General features: G+C 54.1%; 16 protein-coding genes. 9 read left to right on the top strand and 7 right to left on the bottom strand.

Translation table 11 applies throughout. The features are described 5' to 3' along the window. Positions 1-23 precede the first annotated feature (23 nt). On the bottom strand, positions 24-689 hold the full coding sequence (locus AC13Q5_RS15420; protein ID WP_488502246.1) for a cyclase family protein: 666 nt from the start codon (positions 687-689) through the stop codon (positions 24-26). Positions 690-861: 172 nt separating this feature from the next. Next, positions 862-1,758: a LysR substrate-binding domain-containing protein gene (locus AC13Q5_RS15425; protein WP_488502247.1), complete on the bottom strand. Its 897-nt coding sequence runs from the start codon at positions 1,756-1,758 to the stop codon at positions 862-864. A gap of 784 nt (positions 1,759-2,542) precedes the next feature. On the opposite strand from AC13Q5_RS15425, the gene AC13Q5_RS15430 reads away from it, so the two are divergent. From AC13Q5_RS15430 to AC13Q5_RS15465, 8 genes are all read left to right on the top strand, one after another. Beyond that, on the top strand, positions 2,543-3,466 hold the full coding sequence (locus AC13Q5_RS15430) for a glutamate/aspartate ABC transporter substrate-binding protein (RefSeq protein ID WP_488502248.1): 924 nt from the start codon (positions 2,543-2,545) through the stop codon (positions 3,464-3,466). Positions 3,467-3,520: 54 nt separating this feature from the next. Further along, positions 3,521-4,261 (top strand): amino acid ABC transporter permease, encoded by a 741-nt coding sequence (locus AC13Q5_RS15435; protein ID WP_488502249.1) that lies wholly within the window; start codon positions 3,521-3,523, stop codon positions 4,259-4,261. Further along, positions 4,258-4,938 carry a glutamate/aspartate ABC transporter permease GltK gene (gltK, locus tag AC13Q5_RS15440; RefSeq protein ID WP_488502442.1) on the top strand — a complete coding sequence of 227 codons (681 nt, stop codon included), beginning with the start codon at positions 4,258-4,260 and terminating at the stop codon, positions 4,936-4,938. Before AC13Q5_RS15435 ends, gltK begins: the two co-directional genes overlap by 4 nt. After that, entirely contained in the window at positions 4,935-5,660 is a 726-nt protein-coding gene (locus AC13Q5_RS15445) for an amino acid ABC transporter ATP-binding protein (RefSeq protein ID WP_488502250.1), read from the top strand. Before gltK ends, AC13Q5_RS15445 begins: the two co-directional genes overlap by 4 nt. A gap of 937 nt (positions 5,661-6,597) precedes the next feature. Further along, a complete protein-coding gene (locus tag AC13Q5_RS15450; RefSeq protein ID WP_488502251.1) occupies positions 6,598-7,896 on the top strand; it encodes an amidase in 1,299 nt (432 codons plus the stop codon). 15 nt (positions 7,897-7,911) lie between these two features. Then, the gene (locus tag AC13Q5_RS15455) at positions 7,912-9,141 is read left to right on the top strand and encodes a RidA family protein (protein ID WP_488502252.1); all 1,230 of its coding nucleotides are present in this window, start codon (positions 7,912-7,914) and stop codon (positions 9,139-9,141) included. A gap of 73 nt (positions 9,142-9,214) precedes the next feature. Continuing rightward, complete coding sequence (locus AC13Q5_RS15460) at positions 9,215-10,216, top strand: molybdopterin-dependent oxidoreductase (RefSeq protein WP_488502253.1); 1,002 nt, start codon at positions 9,215-9,217, stop codon at positions 10,214-10,216. Between the two features lie 530 nt (positions 10,217-10,746). Continuing rightward, positions 10,747-11,391 carry a DJ-1/PfpI family protein gene (locus AC13Q5_RS15465; RefSeq protein WP_488502254.1) on the top strand — a complete coding sequence of 215 codons (645 nt, stop codon included), beginning with the start codon at positions 10,747-10,749 and terminating at the stop codon, positions 11,389-11,391. A gap of 228 nt (positions 11,392-11,619) precedes the next feature. Here AC13Q5_RS15465 and AC13Q5_RS15470 read toward each other — a convergent pair whose 3' ends face one another. The 5 genes from AC13Q5_RS15470 to AC13Q5_RS15490 form a co-directional block, all read right to left on the bottom strand. Continuing rightward, entirely contained in the window at positions 11,620-12,759 is a 1,140-nt protein-coding gene (locus tag AC13Q5_RS15470) for an MFS transporter (RefSeq protein ID WP_488502255.1), read from the bottom strand. 116 nt (positions 12,760-12,875) lie between these two features. Then, the gene (locus AC13Q5_RS15475) at positions 12,876-13,061 is read right to left on the bottom strand and encodes a hypothetical protein (protein WP_488502256.1); all 186 of its coding nucleotides are present in this window, start codon (positions 13,059-13,061) and stop codon (positions 12,876-12,878) included. Positions 13,062-13,096: 35 nt separating this feature from the next. Continuing rightward, positions 13,097-13,375 carry a glutamine amidotransferase-related protein gene (locus AC13Q5_RS15480; RefSeq protein ID WP_488502257.1) on the bottom strand — a complete coding sequence of 93 codons (279 nt, stop codon included), beginning with the start codon at positions 13,373-13,375 and terminating at the stop codon, positions 13,097-13,099. 203 nt (positions 13,376-13,578) lie between these two features. Then, positions 13,579-14,364 (bottom strand): YggS family pyridoxal phosphate-dependent enzyme, encoded by a 786-nt coding sequence (locus tag AC13Q5_RS15485; RefSeq protein WP_488502258.1) that lies wholly within the window; start codon positions 14,362-14,364, stop codon positions 13,579-13,581. 154 nt (positions 14,365-14,518) lie between these two features. Then, a complete protein-coding gene (locus AC13Q5_RS15490) occupies positions 14,519-15,736 on the bottom strand; it encodes an MFS transporter (protein WP_488502259.1) in 1,218 nt (405 codons plus the stop codon). A 133-nt stretch (positions 15,737-15,869) separates the two neighbouring features. Between AC13Q5_RS15490 and pdxR the strand changes: the two genes are divergently transcribed. Further along, entirely contained in the window at positions 15,870-17,372 is a 1,503-nt protein-coding gene (gene pdxR, locus AC13Q5_RS15495; protein WP_488502260.1) for a MocR-like pyridoxine biosynthesis transcription factor PdxR, read from the top strand. Positions 17,373-17,602 lie beyond the last annotated feature (230 nt).

Consider the following 17,602-nt stretch of genomic DNA (forward strand, 5'->3'; position numbering starts at 1 on the left):
TGCCGACAGCCCGCCGGCTGTCGTTAGACTGACACCTCAGCAAAAGCCCTTATGGGGAACGCCGCAGCGTCCCGGACTTTCAAGGGCATGGCAAAGAACCGAAATGCCTTCCCATGAAGCTCATTCAGACGGCATAAGTTCTCAGCAATGAGGGTGCCCTTTTCGAGCAGCCACGTGTGGGCTGGGCGCTCCATATCAGCTGTCGAATCGATGTTCGAACAGTCAACTCCCAGAAGACCGATATTCCGGTCACAAAGGAAACGAAGGACGTCTCGAGCAAGATATGGGTGGTCATGGTAAAGGTCGCTCCCCCAATGCGCGTCCCACCCGAAATTTATTAGGACGGCCAGGCCTTCGAGATCATCAGGAAAGCCGATGTCCGCAAGGGTGATGCCTTGGCCCGGCTTTGCAAAACGCGCATCGATAACCACCCCGCGACGAATCAGTCGCTCCAATTCAATCGAAGCGATATCCTCGCCAGAACGAAACCGATGGCGCGGGGCATCCAGCTTGGTTCCGACCGACGTCTGAAATGAGACCTTGGTGATTTCGAATTCAGACCTCAGTTCGTATGACGGCCCGGTTTGTTCGTGGGTCAGATATGGCTCGATCTGTACCCCAACGCCGCCAGCCTTGAGCTTGGGACTGGGCATCCCATCATGAAAATCTTGTGTCAGATCGACAAGCATTCGCTATCCTCACCCGAGAGGGCGCGCGGCCTAAGTGCACCGCAACCCTCCTTCGCCACCGATCAGGGCGACTTCACCCAGCTCGTCCTAATTGGCGACATAATTGATCATCAAGTGGATAATGACCAATGCCGTCGCGTTGCAAAACTATGCAGAATTGATATACGAGCGATCACTTCATCTTCTGGAATTCTGTCCGCACCCCCTCAGCAAATGCCAGAGCCAGTTTCGATTGCGCGACATTCGGGGGATAGGCCATTTCGGTCTGAATAGGAATACCAGGCGAGAACCGGCGGATTTGCACGATGTGTGAAAAAACTGATGCGGCGTATGGGCTAACGAGGCCGATCCCCAGATCGGCGGCCGCCATCGCGCAAATCGTTGCGGAGTAATTTGTTTCGATAACCGATGGAGGATCGATCTGGTGTTTTGTTAGGAGATTATGCAACCGTTGCTGCAGCGTATCCTCCTTGTGGTGGGCAAGAAGCGGATAGTTGCTAAGATCCGTGACTGCTACCGAGTCTCTTGCGGCGAGCGGATGCGCCTTACCCATGACGCATACGGAAAGGGTCTGGTGGATTAACTCCGACTCCAACCCGGTTGAATTCAAGTTGCTGGTCGAAAGCGCCAAGTCATACATCCCGCTCAAGAGCCCGTCTCGCATCAAGCGCGTATCTATTGTGTGAAGACTGATCCGGACGCTCGGGAAGCTCTTCCTGAAATGGGCAGCAATACTGGGGACTATCGACAGTCCCAATACCGGGGTGCACGCGACACGCAATAGTCCCGTTCCAGTCTGTCGCAGCGCGCTCACCGTCTGCTCGATTTTCTCAAGCCCTAAGAAATGGCTTTGCACGGAATCGAATAGTTCCTTAGCCTCCGGTGTCGGGAGTAAACGGCCGCGCTGCATGTCAAAAAGCCGTATGCCGGCAGCCGACTGCAATTGCGCGAGTGTCCTGCTGACTGCGGGCTGGGTCGTGTTCAGAACCTGTGCAGCGGCCGTTGTTGTCCCACTAAGCATCACTGCGCGGAATGTCTCGATATGACGGCTGTTAAGCGCCCGGCTCATGCATGACCCCTCGAACGTGTGAGCGTATACCAAGTACGCATGAAAGGCACAATAATAAGCATCTTCCGCTATAGATGTGAAGCCGGAGTCTTATAGCATGTCGACTGGGGGTACAAAAAGTAATGCGGGCACCGCACTCTGATGCCGATAACCAGATCAATAGTGGTGGGATATAAGCCATCCTTGGCACACTCGCTGACGTCGAGGACGGTCGGACAAGCTTCGTAGCAACGACCTGTATGCCGATACTGCCAACCACAAGTTGGACGTGAATCGACCTATGCCGTTTCATGACGGCCAATTTCACCCGCGCCGACCCTTCATACGGACATTGCGATTTCGCCAGACATCCGGGCAGTCCAGCGTCGCCACAATTGGGCGTTGCAAATGCGCCGAGTAGCAACGCCTATATCAAATCAACATAGACGCCGACGATTGGGGTATTTGCAGATATCATGTTGCCTTTCTATACTTTCCGGCAAGGCAGCTTGGGGGGCCGAAATAACTGGGATAGGCCTTATCGGGGTCGATCACTTGGATGTTTGATGGACGCTCATGTCTGGTGTGTTCAAGGCCTTCCTTGTTCAGCCTTGAAAGGCTTATCGGACCTGGGATCGGGAGTTCAAATTTTGTGCGATCCCGCTGCCATCCAGCGTTGATAGGTCCGGAGCGCAGCGGCGCGTCAACCGGTTTACGCCGACAATCGCCAAGCTATGCACGATCTGGGCGGCTGCCATCAGACAGGCGCTGAATGAAATAGCAATAACAACTACAGGAGGAGAACATGAAGTTTAACATCTTAGCGGCAACCGCACTGTCTGCTGTCACCCTTGCAACAACTGCTGTCTACGCAGACGAAACCAAATCGCCGACGCTTGAGAAGATCAAGCAGAGTGGGACCATCGCCCTAGGGCATATGGAGACCTCGGTTCCGTTCTCCTATTACGATCAGAACCAAGAGGTCATCGGCTATTCTCGCGAAATCCAGCTTCGCATCGTCGAGGCGATCAAAGGTAAGCTGGGCCTTTCTTCGCTTGTCGTCCAGAACATCCCGGTGACCTCTCAGAACCGTATTCCCCTCATTCAGAACGGGACAGTTGACCTCGAATGCAGTTCGACAACCCATAACTTGGACCGCGCCAAGCAGGTCGCGTTCTCAAATTCGATTTTTTTGATCCAGACGCGACTTCTCACGGCGGTCGATTCGGGTGTCAGCGATTTCGAGGATCTAAAGGGGAAGACCGTCGTGACCATGGCGGGAACCACGTCCGAACGGCTACTGCGCGCCATGAACCAGGATCGCCAAATGGGGATGAGCGTGATCAGCACCAAAGACCAAAGCGAGTCCTTCCAGACGTTGGAGACGGGAAGAGCGATCGCCTACATGTCAGACGATGCTGTGCTGGCGGGGCAGAAGGCTCGGTCTCGCACGCCGGAAAAGTGGCATGTCGTGGGCAAACCCCAATCGACTGAGGTCTACGGTTGTATGATGCGAAGGGAAGACCCGGAGTTCAAGAAAATCGCAGACGAGGTCATCGCCAAAATCGAAAACTCTGCTGAGATGGAGAGCCTCTATAAGAAGTGGTTCGAGTCTCCCGTTCCTCCCCGCGGGCTGAACCTGGCGTTTCCGATGAGCGGCGCTCTGAGAACGCTCTACGCAAATCCCAACGACACGGCTTCAGACGATCTCAACAAGGTAAGCCGGTAACAAAATTTGGGCAGAGGGGCCAGTTCGCTGGCCCTTCTGGTCCGGAGTCTTTCGATGAATTATACATGGAATTGGGAGATCTTCCTGGGTCCGGTTTCCACTGGCGAACCGACGACCTATCTTGGGTGGTTGTTGTCCGGCTTCTGGATCACCATCCAGGTTTCGATTGCGGCGTGGATTACCGCGCTTGCCATAGGAACCTTTTTGGGTGTCTTGCGGACAGTGCCGAACCGGGCGCTGTCGACCGCCGGAGCAGCGTATGTCTCGATCTTCCGGAATATTCCCCTGATCGTCCAGTTCTTCATCTGGTATTTTGTCATACCAGAGCTTCTGCCGTTGACCATCGGCAACGCGATCAAGCAGCTCCCGCCCACGACGCAGTTCTTCGTCACATCAGTCATTTGCCTTAGTTTGTTTACTGCTGCCCGCGTTTGCGAACAGGTGAGATCTGGGCTCAACTCACTGCCTCCTCGGCAGCGTGCGGCTTGTTTGGCACTCGGATTTACCCAATGGCAAGCGTATCGATATGTTCTGCTACCAGTCTCATTTAGGGTTATTCTGCCGCCATTGACATCAGAGTTCCTCAATGTCTTCAAAAATTCTACGGTAGCTTCGACCATCGGGCTTTTGGAGCTATCCGCGCAGGCGCGTCAGCTGGTTGATTATACTGCTCATACATACGAATCCTTCACTGCAGTCACTTTGTCTTACGCACTTATCAACCTCATCGTTGTGGCCGGTGCGCGTCTCATTGAACCGCGACTTAGAATCCCCGGATCAATTGGAGGTCGATAATGGATAACTTTGACTCGGGAATCATCTTCGAGGCACTTCCCAGCCTGGGCGCCGGCATGATCGTCACTCTTCAGATCACTGCCACTGCGATCGTTGTTGGGATATTCCTGGGGACCATCCTGGCGCTGTTGCGCCTTTCCAATATCAGGATATTCCGCTGGTTTGCCACCGGATATGTCACGATTTTCAGGTCAATACCGCTCGTGATGGTCTTGTTGTGGTTCTATCTGATCGTACCGCAGTTCATCCAAGTTGTCCTTGGACTGTCGCCCAGCGCAGATATCCGGCTTGTCTCTGCGATGGTCGCGTTCTCACTCTTCGAAGCGGCCTACTATTCGGAAATCATCCGTGCCGGCATCAGCGCAATTCCGAAGGGCCAGATGAAAGCTTCAATGGCTCTTGGTATGGGTTACACTCAGGCCATGTGGTTGATTATTTTGCCGCAGGCTTTTCGGGCCATGACACCCTTGCTTCTGACACAGGCCATCATCTTGTTTCAAGACACCTCACTTGTGTATGTGATCAGCCTCGCCGACTTCTTCCGCACCGCTACCAATATCGGCGAGCGTGATGGGACCTCCGCTGAGATGATCCTGATTGCGGGGGCCTGCTATTTCGTTATCTGCAGCTTCGCGTCCATATGCGTCAGAGCTCTTCAGAAAAGGGTACAACGATGATTTCGATCGAATCCGTCTCCAAATGGTACGGCAGTTTCCAAGTACTCGCGGATTGCACCACTCAGGTAGCCAAAGGGGAAGTTGTCGTGATCTGCGGCCCATCGGGATCAGGAAAGTCCACTTTGATCTACACTGTCAACGGCCTCGAGCCAATTCAAACGGGTGAAATTACCGTCAATGGCCAACGTCTGCGGGATCGGAAAACAAGGCTCCCGACACTCCGGGCGAGCGTTGGCATGGTATTCCAGCACTTTGAGCTGTTTCCGCACCTCTCGGTGATGGAAAACCTCACGCTTCCGCAACGAAAGGTTCTCGGCCGAGGAAAAGAGGAAGCGGTCGCGAAGGGTCTTGCGCTGCTAGACCGTGTCGGGTTGAAATCCCATGCGGAGAAATATCCCGGGCAGCTTTCTGGCGGCCAGCAGCAACGCGTCGCGATCGCACGCGCTCTCTCGATGGATCCGGCGGCCATCCTCTTTGACGAACCAACCTCTGCTCTTGATCCGGAAATGATCAACGAGGTGCTGGATGTTATGATGGAACTTGCTAAAGAGGGAATGACTATGATGTGCGTCACCCATGAAATGGGCTTTGCCAAGAAAGTCGCTGATCGCGTACTTTTTATGGAGGCTGGACGCATCATTGAGGACGCATCTAAGGAGCAGTTCTTTGATCGACCCGCCAGTGAACGGGCTCAGGATTTCCTTCGCCGGATTCTTCATTAATGAGTGGCGTGCGTGGCCCTGCCACTGCGCGCAGGTAAGCAACTAGGCAGCTATGGTGCGACATCTTTACGTCCGCGCAATTTCCAAAAGTGCATAACTGGCGAGAGCCACTCTTTGTCCCTATCCCGGTCGAAAACCGCAGGCTAACCATTTGCGGTTGCGGCTTCCCCTGCGCCTGCTCGGTTGCGTCGTTCCGTCCCGTGTCGAAGGCGGCTTGGAATCTTCGACTGGTCCTCGATGTTTCCCGCATTGCCAGTGTCGAAACGAACCTATCTATAGCGACCGTCAGGGATAGGCGCGCAGGTCGGTTTGCCGTCTAAGCCTTCTTTCCGAACCACAAGCGGAGATCGATGATCGCTGAGAGGGTCTGGTCTACGTCGCTCTTTGCGATTTCGGCTTCGCTGTGACCTTTGAAAGGACTTCGCGCCCTGTCAGATGTCTCTCGACGGCCAACGTCATCTCAGTTTGAACCCTGATGGCCGGCGTTCATTGGTTGGAGATAGTCGCCCGGAAAGATATCCTCCTCCGGCAATCCAATTGTCGGATGCGGGCAACACGCAGCAGTCCCCATTCCGGTCGGTCTGAGCGCACTCGCGGTTTACTCGGTCTTGGCGAGCCTTAAGAAATGCTGGTGTGCGCAAGCGAATAAATCTTTAGTGTCGGAAGTAAACACCGCGCTGCGTGTCCAAAGCCATACACCAATAGTTGATGGTAGTGACTCAAGTCTCCCGCTACCTGTGGCGGGCTAGACCGTCTTCAGCACGTGAGCTGTAACCGGCGTTGCGCGAAGCATGTTGGCGCAAAATATCCTGCTAGGACGGCTGATGAGGGCACGGCCGCTGGGAGGTTCGCCTGAAGTGTGGTGTATATCAATTTGGCATGAGTGATGAAGCAATAAGCATTTGTCGCAATAGATGCAAATGTCTAGCATTTGGACATGGCAACTCGCAGCGCAAAAAAAGTCATTCCAGACACCGCTTTGGAGGCCGCTAAGCAGATCGATAACGGCACGCTGTCGATCGAATGCCTCGTTCGGTACTCTATAGAAAGGGCTCTCGACAGAGAACCCCAGCTAAACGCCTGGGCCTATCTCGACAGTGAAAGGGCAATCCAAGACGCACGCCGAATGCAGGCTTTGCCCCGAACAGGCATGCTTCACGGCATTCCGATAGCCGTCAAGGACCTCTTTGACACAGAGGAACAGCCCACAGGTTATGGCTCGCCATTCTACAACGGATACCGCCCTTTCACTGATGCTGCCAACATCTCCGCAGCGCGTCGCGGCGGTGCTATTATCCTCGGGAAAACATCTACTGTAGAATTTGGCGCCAGCAGACCAACCGCGACGACAAACCCCCATAACCCACAGCACACACCCGGAGGATCCTCTTCAGGTTCTGCAGCCGTAGTAGGGGATCGGCAGGTATTTTTGGCAACCGGATCTCAAACCGGGGGATCGATTGTGCGCCCCGCTGCCTTTTGTGGCGTGGTCGGGTTCAAGCCCACGTTCGGTGCGCTATCTAACATCGGAGCCAAGCACTATTCCTGGTCGCTTGATACGCTGGGAACATTCTCCGTCTCAGTCGGAGATGCGGCGCTGTTCTACGACGCCCTACGTGGGCGAACGACTTACCGGCCGCTCGATGATTGCGTTGCGGCACCCAGGATTGGTATATTTCCAGGACCTTTTCACGAACATGCAACTGCCGAAGCCGTCAAGGCATTTCAAATGGTCGCGGCTATCTGCCAAAGATCGGGCGCCAGGCTCATAGATGTCAATCCTGTGCCCGGTTTTGAAAGGTCCAATGAATGGCAAAGGACCATTTCACGCTATGAGATGGCCAGGTCGCTGGAACCCGAAGTGTCTAGTACGCGAGCGAACGATCTTGGAGCCGTCTTCCTCAAGGAGTATGCCGCAGCCAACGTCGTCACCGAAGATGCCTACGATGATGCAAAATTGCAGGCGCGACACTTGTCATCCGCCTTCGATACAGCATTGGACGATTTCGACGTCCTGTTGACATTTTCAACGCCAGGGGAGGCGCCGATCGGCCTCGATTCAACCGGTGACGCTACTTTCTGCCTGGGTTGGTCTTTGCTCGGCCTTCCTTCGATCGCCCTTCCTTTTGGTAACGGTGCCTATGGGCTGCCTTTGTCAGTTCAAGTCATCGGGTCTCGCTTCGCAGACAGAAGGCTGCTCGAGCATGCTCTCTGGATCGAAAAACAACTTCGTTAAATAGAGGAGATTTCAATGAACACAACAGTGCCAGAGAAAAACGATACATTGCCGGGTTCGACGCCATTGTGGCAGGCAAATACCGCCAAAGCCGGCGGCTTTGTTTTCACCTCCGCAGTCCTCGCGACCGATTGGAAAAATGGTATTGCGCCGGAAGCGGCCGAAGATTTCAACTTTCCATATTTCTCAGCGCCATCCGAACGCCAGACCGCCCATATTCTCCGGACCCTAGCCGCTTTCCTCGAAGAAGGGGGGAGCTCGCTAGACCACGTAGTAAAGGCCCATGTCTTCCTGCGCGATGGAACTCAGTTCCCGGGCTTTGACAAAGTATGGAAACAAGTTTTTCCGAACCCACCCACCCGGACGACCGTAGGAGCTGCCGATCTTCTCGTTCCCGGTGCGCGACTTGAGATCTCCCTGATTGCCCTTGATAAGAATGGCGGTCTGACAAAGACACCGGGCAAATCGGATGCCCCCCGCCCACTGACGAAAAAGGTCGAAGTCATGCGAGCCGGAGACTTCGTCTTCACCTCCGGACAGTTGGCTCATAATGCCGTAGACGGTGTACCGCCGGAAGCCGGCGGTCGTGGTGCCGAAGCAGACATTTGCAAACAATCATCGTACACGATCAAGAATATGGCCCGCTCTCTCGCAGCCGGCGGCGCCGAACTCGTTCAGGTTGTTAAAGGGCAAGCTCTTCTCCTGGACACGAAGCAGCATGAAGGCTTCAAATCCGCCTGGAAGGATGCGCTTCCGACATCCGCGGCGCTTGCCGTCACCGGAATTGGCTCTCTCCTGGTGGGCGACACTGTCATTGAGATTGATCTGACAGCCTACACAGGCAAGGACCTCCGATTGCCTGAAAAGGTTGGGCCATGCGGTCCGGAAGCGGTTGGGACTGGAGATCTTGTTTTCTCGGCGGGTATTTTCCCCGGTTTCGATAGTGGCCGTCTTCCCGAAGAATGCGTTGTGCATCCCGCCTATCCACATTACTCGTCGGCAATCAAGCTCCAGACCGAGTGGGTCTTGAACCGGCTGGACGCGGCGCTCCAGCAGGTTGGAAGCGATCTCCAGCATATCGCAAAAGCACAGATCTTTTTGACAGACCTGCATGATTTTGCCGACTTCGAAGAGGTTTGGAAATCACGTTTCAAACACGTACCGGCAAGATCGGTCGTCAAGGCTTCACCTCTTCCTGTTGATGGCGCGCGTATTTTGATCGAAGTCATCGCCGCCTCGAAGTAGTTATGAAAGGGGGGTCGCCGGCCCCCTTTCACGCCCAAGGTGTTTCGGTATCCACGTAGCAGGCAGAAACAAGATGAACAGATTTTGGCTCGACGGTGTGAATCTACCGAACCTGAAGCAACCGCCGGTTAAGGCGTTGGTGGATTTTGAGACCCAGCGTGATGAGGTCTTCTCATTGAACCACATGGGCATTCCGCCCGTCGATCGAAGCAACTGGATAGTCACGATCCGGGGAATGGTTGATCGCGAGATAGCCCTCAAGCTAGATGATTTGCGCGGCATGCCGCAGCGCGAGGTATATTCCTTCCACGAATGCGCTGGTCACCCGTTCCATCCCACCGTCCCGGTGCGCCGCGTCGCGAACGTCGTCTGGCGCGGCATTCCGCTGAAGGATGTTCTTGCGCAAGCAGGCATTCTGCCGCACGCAGCGTTTTTATGGTCAATCGGTGCTGACGGTGGCGACTATCACGGGATTGATATCCCTGCCTTTGTAAAGGATCTGCCAATCAAGGAGGTCCAGCGCGAAGATATTTTGCTCGCTCTGCAGATGAATGGCCAAGATCTCGAAGATGAACGTGGTGGGCCGGTACGTCTTGTTGTCCCCGGCTATTACGGAACAAATTCGACAAAATGGCTCACTGGCCTCGACCTGCGCGCCGAACGCTCACCAGGTTATTTCACCACCGTCATGTACAATGATCGACAGGTGGTAGACGGTCACGAAACCATCACTCCCGTCTGGCGGGTCGCCCCCCATTCTCTGATTGTAGACCCGGCCCATGAAATGACCATACGCTTAGGAGCAGAGACGGTTGTTTCCGGTTGGGCTTGGGCCGCGGATCCGATCCAGATCGTCGAGGTCAGTACAGATGGTGGTCTACATTGGAATTCGGCGGAATTGGAGCCCCGCCTGCAACATTCGTGGCAACGTTTTTTGTATCCCTGGACACCTTCGATCCCAGGGCCACACCGCCTTCAATGTCGGGCGTTTGATGTGGCCGGGCAAGGTCAGCCACCAGAAGGTGCCCGCAACTGCATCTTCTCGATCGATATTTCGGTCGTCGAAACTACATGAGCGCATGCAAAATTAGGATAAACTAAGCGCTTTTCATCGCCGATGAGTATCGATTCTCAGGGCTGCATAAAAATCAATCCAGAAGAAAGAAAGCGATGCCTTCTTCCTCATGGAGTTTCGTGGTGCAGTACGCAGAACCGAATTCCGCTTGTCTGTCTGGATCTTTCCAATAGGAGAGCAACTGGCAGACTGAAACACAGCGACAATCGCTCGGTAAAGAGCATCTCTAAACGGATGAGTTTCAACCGAAACGACCCGCTATGACATCACTATCATCACACGCCTCATTTATACGGTTACGGATGCCCCGACATTCGCCATATCAAGATTGCATGCAATTATAGCAACTTGGCATTACAGATCGAGACGCATGCTCATTAGACCTTGAGCTCAAGTAACCTCGTGTTGCCAACTTAATCAACGCTTGTTCGAGCAATCTGGGAGTATGCTGCTTAAGAGGATGATACGTTAAAAGTGATCGGCAGCGATCGCAACCTCAAGAATCAAGCAGCTCAACTTTGGAGTAGAAAATGACTTCTGTGGCCATAGTCGTATATGATCGATTTGCGGACGTTGATCTGGTCCTGCTCTGGGACATTCTAAATCGGGTACAAGGACGCCAATGGGAGGTCCAGATACTCGGTACCGCATCTGTTCACACGTCCGAACTTGGAATGTCGGTCAGCACCGATTCTAACATTGCAGCAGTAGAGAGCTCGGACGTAGTCCTTGTGGTAGGCGGTCCAGGGTCTCGCGCATGCGCCAAATCGACGGAGTTCATGAAGCAATTCAAACTGGACCCTGCCAGACAGCTGATCGGGTCGCAGTGCTCTGGTGCCCTTATACTTGCTGCGACAGGAATTTTGACCAGTTCTCCCGCAACGACCACGGTATCGGCTGTTGAGGAATTGAATGCCGCTGGCGCAACGGTCGTCGAAAAGCCTCTTGTCGTGAGCGGCAACGTTGCGACTGCCGGTGGTTGCCTGGCCACCACCTATCTGGCGTCATGGGTATTGCATCGAACCGTGGGAGCTGCCGAGACCCGGCGCATTCTCCTCGAAATCACACCGAGGGGTGAAGACGAACAGTTTATTGCCGATGTCGATCGCGTAATAGCCGGCGCATGTCATTCGCTCTCTCAACGCGCGACAATACACCAGACTGCTTCGTACTAGCCGTCCTTCGACCACTCCGCCATCACCGAAGGCATGCCCTTTAGCAGGGCACGCCTATGATAAAATTTAATTTTCATCTGCCAGCTATTTGCCGCTTTACTGGGTAGCCCAAATATGGGGAGACTATCCGCAGCAAATAGCCGCTTACGCTTTCCCCAGCGGATGATCCCTTGTTCAAAGCCGAGGCAGATACCATTGGCGCTGTCATCTGTCAGGCATACCGAGCCATCATACCTCGCCTTGCCGCGTGGCCGGAGCGACCACGAACAATCCGGCCGCCATCAACACCGCCAAGCCAGCGAAACCAACCCACTGCTGCGCTCCACCGGCCGTCGTCGAAAAAAGCGCAATCCCCAGGAGACCTCCAATGCCCCATGCGGTAAGCACCAGGCTGATCGCATATGGATGTGCACCCGATGGACTACGACTAACGATACGTGGAATAAGGCCAAACCCGCCACCATGGCATGCAAGCGCTATCATGATAACAAACTCAGGCTTTGGAACAATAAGACCAAAAACTGCAAAAGCCCCCACTCGCAGACCAAACATCGCGAGTAGCGTTGTTTTTTCACCGTATCGTTCAGCCGCCAAACCAGCAAGGATCTGCCCGACAAACAACGAGGGGACCACGAACGCAACTGCAATTCCTGCTTCGCCGATTGTCAAATTGCGCAAGGTCGCTACCCAGGGCACTGCTACACCGACGATCGCCATTCCGGGCGCAACGTTCAACGCCAACAGCAACCAAATAAAGAGCGTGCTAGTCGTCCAGAGCTTCGGGCGCGTTGCTGAGTTTGCAACAATCAAAGGCTGACTTGGCCCCGGCATTAAGAAAGCCGCGAATACGGCGAGGATCAAAACAATAGCGCCAAGCCAAAGATAAATGGCGGAGGTACCGGTCGTCGTTGGATTCGCTGTTTGAACATAGACGAGTGTCGCTGCTCCCGAAGCAAAACCCAGCGGACCGATTGAACCGCTCAGGACCTTGTGGGAGGCGAGTGTCGTCCGGAAAACTCCAACCAACGCAGTGTATGCAATGCCAACCCCGAAACCACCAAGGATGCCTATTGTCAAGCAAAGCGGAATGGGGCTGGAAACGGGACCGATCATAGTCGCCGCAAGCAGGCCAGTCGCCCAAGTCAACAATCCGACTGCGACACTGGCGCGAGCACCCCATGGCTTGGTCAACAGCGCGGAAAACCCTGAGCCTGCTCCTATGGCGGCCGTCAAACATGCGTAGATGAGAAGGTCGCCACCTTGTGCGCTCTGCCTCAAGACGGCTGCAGTCGCACTCCATCCGTATGTTGTGCCGATGGAGATCATGCTCACTATGGCAAGCACGATCCGGAAACCGTTCTCGTTCATGTATACCCCATTCAATTTCGCATGGGCCAGTTATGACGACTTCTGGCAACGATCCAATTGTTCAAGACCGCACACGATCGTGCAAAAATGCGAAATTAGCCCAACCGCACTCTTCGCTAACGTTTCATTTCGTAGGCTTCAACCAGCTTATCGAGGAACACGAAGAGCTTGTCGTTTATTTCGACATAGTCGTCTGCACGTAATGCATCCGGCTGCTGGACATAGCGATGTCCCTTCAGCTGAGCGAGTTCGCTTTCCGACGCAGCGATGGGGTGATTCACCACCTCGAGGTTAAGTTCCATATGGCATTGAAAGCCATAAACAATATCCTGATACTCTACGATCTGGCGTGGACACCCGTCACTGAAGGCGATGATTTTCGCATCCTCGTAAGACCAGGCATATCATTATGGCAGTGTCCGACCTCCAGCACGTCGCCGAAATGATCAAACTTTGTGCTCTGCTTTCCTTCGGATGTCAGCTGGATGGCGAACTTTCCGATTTCCTTCTCGGGACTGTGTTCGTAGCCCGCACCCAAAGCCTCGCCAATCAACGGGGGTCCGAGACACACTCCAACTACCGCCTTGCCCGCATCAACGCAAAGCTTGATGAGCATCCTTTCTGGGGCATCGTTAAAGTAGGGGCACTCTTTCAGAGAAGTCGATGGTGATTACGGGCCTCCCATCACCACCAGGAGATCAATTCCTTCAGCCGAACGCGGCAACGGTTCGTGGGCATAAACGCGGGAATAGGTGGATGTGTATCCACGCCTGCGAGCCCATTTGTCGTACGCTCCGGGGGCTTCAAAGGCTTCGTGGACTACGCAGACCCGGGAAAACCCGGCCAATAATGTGAATCGGGCGTCGGTCGCTTACCAAATATGGCCTGTCCGACTCGAATGACGTCCGCTCCCTCTTCTATGGCTTCCTCGAAGTCGCCCGACATTCCCATCGAAAGTTCGTTGACCGTCGGATTGCTTTCAATTGCCTGATCTCTCAGTCGGCGTAGCAATGCGAAACATGGTCGAACCTTCTCCATATCGTCGCTAAACAGAGCAAGCGTCATCAATCCGCGCGGGCGCAGTCTTGGAAACTGATTGAGCGTATCGATGAATGGCATCAGGGCATCGGGATGCAAGCCGAACTTGCTTTCCTCACCGGAGGTATTGACCTGTATATAGACCTCGAGGAAGCGCCCTTCCCGTTCAAGCCGAGTGTTCAGAAGATCTGCAAGCCGTAGACTGTCGAGCGCGTGGAACTCACGTGCGAAGTGGCAAACATATTTTACCTTATTGGACTGCAGGTGCCCAACAATACTCCAATTGATGTCCAGATCGGCCATTTGCTCGCGCTTGGACACCGCCTCCTGTATTTTGTTCTCCCCGAAATCCGTTATGCCGGCCTCAAACGCGCAACGCAGGACATGCGCAGGAACAGTCTTTGTGATCGGGAGCAGACGGACGGACTCGGCGTCTCGTCCGGACCGGGCACATGCTCGCCTTATCCGATCCTCGACAGCCACCAAATTGGCGCGGAACGTCGAGGTCGGGTCAAAACCAAAACGATCTATGTCAGCCTTTGAAAGCGGAGTTCGTTGCAGTAACATTGCTCGTTTCCGTCAGAGTACTTGAAAATATCGCCCAATACGGTGACCGGACGTACATGACGTCTTCATCTGTTCAATTTCCTACACACAGATAGCAACGTTCTGGACCTGTTAAAATAGCCAGTTTTAATGGTTCTGCATGGTCCAGTTGGCATCATCGGCCTTTAGCTTTCTGGCCCTCTATTTGTGGGAGAAACCAAGCCAGCAAGCCTAGCAATGGTAGAAGTGAGCATAGCCGGTAGACGCCCTCGATGCCAATCTTGTCTGCCAAGCCGCCGAGGACCGCTGCGGCAATGCCGCCGAGACCAAAATCGAGACCGTAAAACAACCCTCCAATGAAGCCGACACGATTTGGCATCAGTTCGATCGCATAGATCAGAATGGATGCGAAGGCACTGGCCATGACGAGATTAATCAGAACGGTTAGGGTGACGGTCCAGAAGAGGCCCGCATAAGGCAGGAGAAGCGTTAGCGGCAGAGGACCAAGAATGGATATCCAGATAATGCGAGCGCGACCGACCCTATCACTGACAATACCACCAATGAGCGCCCCGGCAGCCGACGAAATCAGAAAAACGAACAGCATAAGCTGCGATATCTGAATAGACGTATGAAACCGTTCGATCAGGTAAAAGGTGTAGAACGACCGGAAACTTTCGCGGTATGCATTCTTTGTACACATCAATATCGACAGAACGATAAGTCCGGCTATCACCGTTGTACGAGCGTGTTGCGGCCGCTCTTCGTGAAGTCCCCGGGATTTGACCCTCTGCCTCGCGTGCTCGTTCACCGTCGCATGCTGACGTGCAGTCCAAATCGAAAGAACCATTGCGAAGAGCGCTGCGAACGAAAACCAGGCGAGGCTTTTCTGTCCGTGGGGAACGATCACCAATGCCGCAAGCAGCGGCCCAAATGCACCGCCCGCTTGTCCTCCGATCTGGAATATACCCTGTGCAAGACCCTGGCTGCCGCCAGAAGCTTGGCGGGCCATTCGTGTTGCCTCCGGGTGAAAGATTGAGGATCCGATTCCGATGCTCGCCGCAGAAAGCAGAATAAATCCATAGCTTGATGAGTAAGCCAAACCGGCGACTCCGCCCAACGTAAACAGCATTCCAAGTATCGTAGAATACGGCATCGGGTGCCGATCGGTATAACTTCCAATCGCGGGCTGCAAGACTGAACCCGCGATCTGGAAAGTCATCGTAATGGTTCCGATCTGTACGAAATCGAGGTCGTGAGCTTCCTTGATGATCGGGTAAATTGCGGCGATCAACGACTGCAGCAGGTCATTGAGAAAGTGGGTGATGCCAAGCATGATAAGGACGCCCAAAAATATTTTAGGTCGGGCGACGGGTGCTGCTGATATATTCATTCTGAGCCTTGAGCCTAAGATCATCCGGCTTAGAGACGCGCTCGCGGATAATGAGATTGCAAATGGGGCTTGGAAAAAGGACTAAATAGCCCCAGACTGGCGTGCTGTTAATATCCAGTTCCAGGCAGATAAGATGGGCCAGTTAGAAATCACGTCGACCGCCCGCCGTCCCGGGGCATACCAGATATACTTGGCGCTAAAAGAGCAGATATCGGCAGGTGCCTTCGGTGACGGTGGCCAACTCCCCTCGTCACGAGGTCTGGCACAGGAACTGGGCGTATCCCGCACGACCGTCACCGTCGCCTTGGAGCAACTCGAAGCTGAAGGTTTTATCGAGATACAACATGGCGTGCGGCCCCGTGTCGTCAAGGCCGTCGTAGATAGACCGAAAGCGCAGAGGGACAACCACCGAAATGGTCCTGTACGTCTTTCTTCATATGGGGAGCGAATACGCGGTTTCTCACCGTGGTCCGCCGATCATGCTTCAAAGTCCATAGCCGACTTCCGCCACGGTGATTTGGCGGGAACGGATTTCCCGGGAGCGGCATGGAAGCGAGCGATGTCCGAAGCGATGAAGCGCAGACCAGACAGATTGACATATAGCGACTCTAGGGGATCGGTAAGACTTCGAACAACGCTGCAGGGCTATTTGTGGCGTGTGAGGGCCATTCGATGTGACCTTGCCCAGATTATCATAGTCAACGGATCACAGCAGGGTTTAGATCTGTGTGCGCGCTTGCTTCTCAACGCCGGCGACAAATTCGTGATCGAGAATCCTTGCTATGACATGGCCCGCCAGATTTTTGCGGGCAGCGGCGCGTCTGCCATACCGATCCCGGTCGATGATTCGGGACTGAATACCACGCAGTTGGAGAATGTCGACGCCCGGTTGGCTTACGTCACCCCCTCTCATCAATTTCCGTTGGGCGGTGTCCTGCCTGTGTCACGTCGCCACCAACTGCTCCAGTGGGCCGAGGCCTTCGGCGCCTATGTCGTAGAGGACGATTACGACAGTGAATTTCGATATGATATCAGTCCCGTTCCCTCACTTTTCGGACTGGAAAATACGCAAAACGTCATTTATCTGGGAACGGTTTCGAAGACGCTCGCCCCGGGACTGCGCATAGGCTATCTTGTTGTTCCGCCGCAATTGAGCGAAGTCTTCGCTACGGCAAAACTTCTGACTGATCGACACACGCCAGCGCTCCATCAAGAGGCATTGGCAAATCTTTTTGAGAACGGCGCTTATGAAAGTCATGTGCGACGAATACGACGTCTCAACCATGAGCGGCGCACCACACTTCTCAACGCTTTGCTTCATCGATTCGGCAATGCAATTGAAGTTGAAGGCGCAAATGCCGGACTTCACATCGTAGTTTGGTTCAAAGAGGTCCCGCAGAAATTGGGTGAGGTACTCTTGAGGGAAGCGGGCCGCGCCGGCGTGGGATTGTATTCGATCTTGCCGCTCTATGATCCTGGAACGATAACCCAATTATCCGACCGGTTTGGCTTGGTGCTTGGCTATGCCGCACTCGACGTTCGACAGATCGAACGAGGAGTCCACATCTTGGCGGACCTCATTATCGATGTTTGCAAAACGACGTTACGACCCATGGGCGTTCGGGTTGAGAAATGAACTCCGACGAGCCAAATGCCACGAAATGCTTGCGAAAGGAAGAAGTATACTTCGTGGACGAAAGCGTTGTCGGATCGAGCGATGAGATCAAAGGTGACCGTGCGAAACATCTCATTTTGCTTTGCTGGTGGGGTGTTATCGCTAGGTCCTGTTCAAAGGTTACTCTTGCCAGGTCCGATAGCCCGCGTTGCAAAATGGCGGCAGCTCCGACCATACTGCGATTGACGGGT

This window comes from Martinezella sp. CNPSo 3964, from assembly GCF_057784375.1.

Excerpts from the sequence above, each read along its gene's own strand:
- AC13Q5_RS15435 (WP_488502249.1), top strand. The coding sequence starts at position 3,521 with ATGAATTATACATGGAATTGGGAGATCTTCCTGGGTCCGGTTTCCACT.
- AC13Q5_RS15470 (WP_488502255.1), bottom strand. The coding sequence starts at position 12,759 with ATGAACGAGAACGGTTTCCGGATCGTGCTTGCCATAGTGAGCATGATC.
- AC13Q5_RS15425 (WP_488502247.1), bottom strand. The coding sequence starts at position 1,758 with ATGAGCCGGGCGCTTAACAGCCGTCATATCGAGACATTCCGCGCAGTG.
- AC13Q5_RS15490 (WP_488502259.1), bottom strand. The coding sequence starts at position 15,736 with ATGAATATATCAGCAGCACCCGTCGCCCGACCTAAAATATTTTTGGGC.
- AC13Q5_RS15445 (WP_488502250.1), top strand. The coding sequence starts at position 4,935 with ATGATTTCGATCGAATCCGTCTCCAAATGGTACGGCAGTTTCCAAGTA.
- AC13Q5_RS15485 (WP_488502258.1), bottom strand. The coding sequence starts at position 14,364 with ATGTTACTGCAACGAACTCCGCTTTCAAAGGCTGACATAGATCGTTTT.
- AC13Q5_RS15475 (WP_488502256.1), bottom strand. The coding sequence starts at position 13,061 with ATGGAACTTAACCTCGAGGTGGTGAATCACCCCATCGCTGCGTCGGAA.
- AC13Q5_RS15420 (WP_488502246.1), bottom strand. The coding sequence starts at position 689 with ATGCTTGTCGATCTGACACAAGATTTTCATGATGGGATGCCCAGTCCC.
- pdxR (WP_488502260.1), top strand. The coding sequence starts at position 15,870 with ATGGGCCAGTTAGAAATCACGTCGACCGCCCGCCGTCCCGGGGCATAC.
- AC13Q5_RS15430 (WP_488502248.1), top strand. The coding sequence starts at position 2,543 with ATGAAGTTTAACATCTTAGCGGCAACCGCACTGTCTGCTGTCACCCTT.
- AC13Q5_RS15455 (WP_488502252.1), top strand. The coding sequence starts at position 7,912 with ATGAACACAACAGTGCCAGAGAAAAACGATACATTGCCGGGTTCGACG.
- AC13Q5_RS15480 (WP_488502257.1), bottom strand. The coding sequence starts at position 13,375 with ATGCTCATCAAGCTTTGCGTTGATGCGGGCAAGGCGGTAGTTGGAGTG.
- AC13Q5_RS15450 (WP_488502251.1), top strand. The coding sequence starts at position 6,598 with ATGGCAACTCGCAGCGCAAAAAAAGTCATTCCAGACACCGCTTTGGAG.
- AC13Q5_RS15465 (WP_488502254.1), top strand. The coding sequence starts at position 10,747 with ATGACTTCTGTGGCCATAGTCGTATATGATCGATTTGCGGACGTTGAT.
- AC13Q5_RS15460 (WP_488502253.1), top strand. The coding sequence starts at position 9,215 with ATGAACAGATTTTGGCTCGACGGTGTGAATCTACCGAACCTGAAGCAA.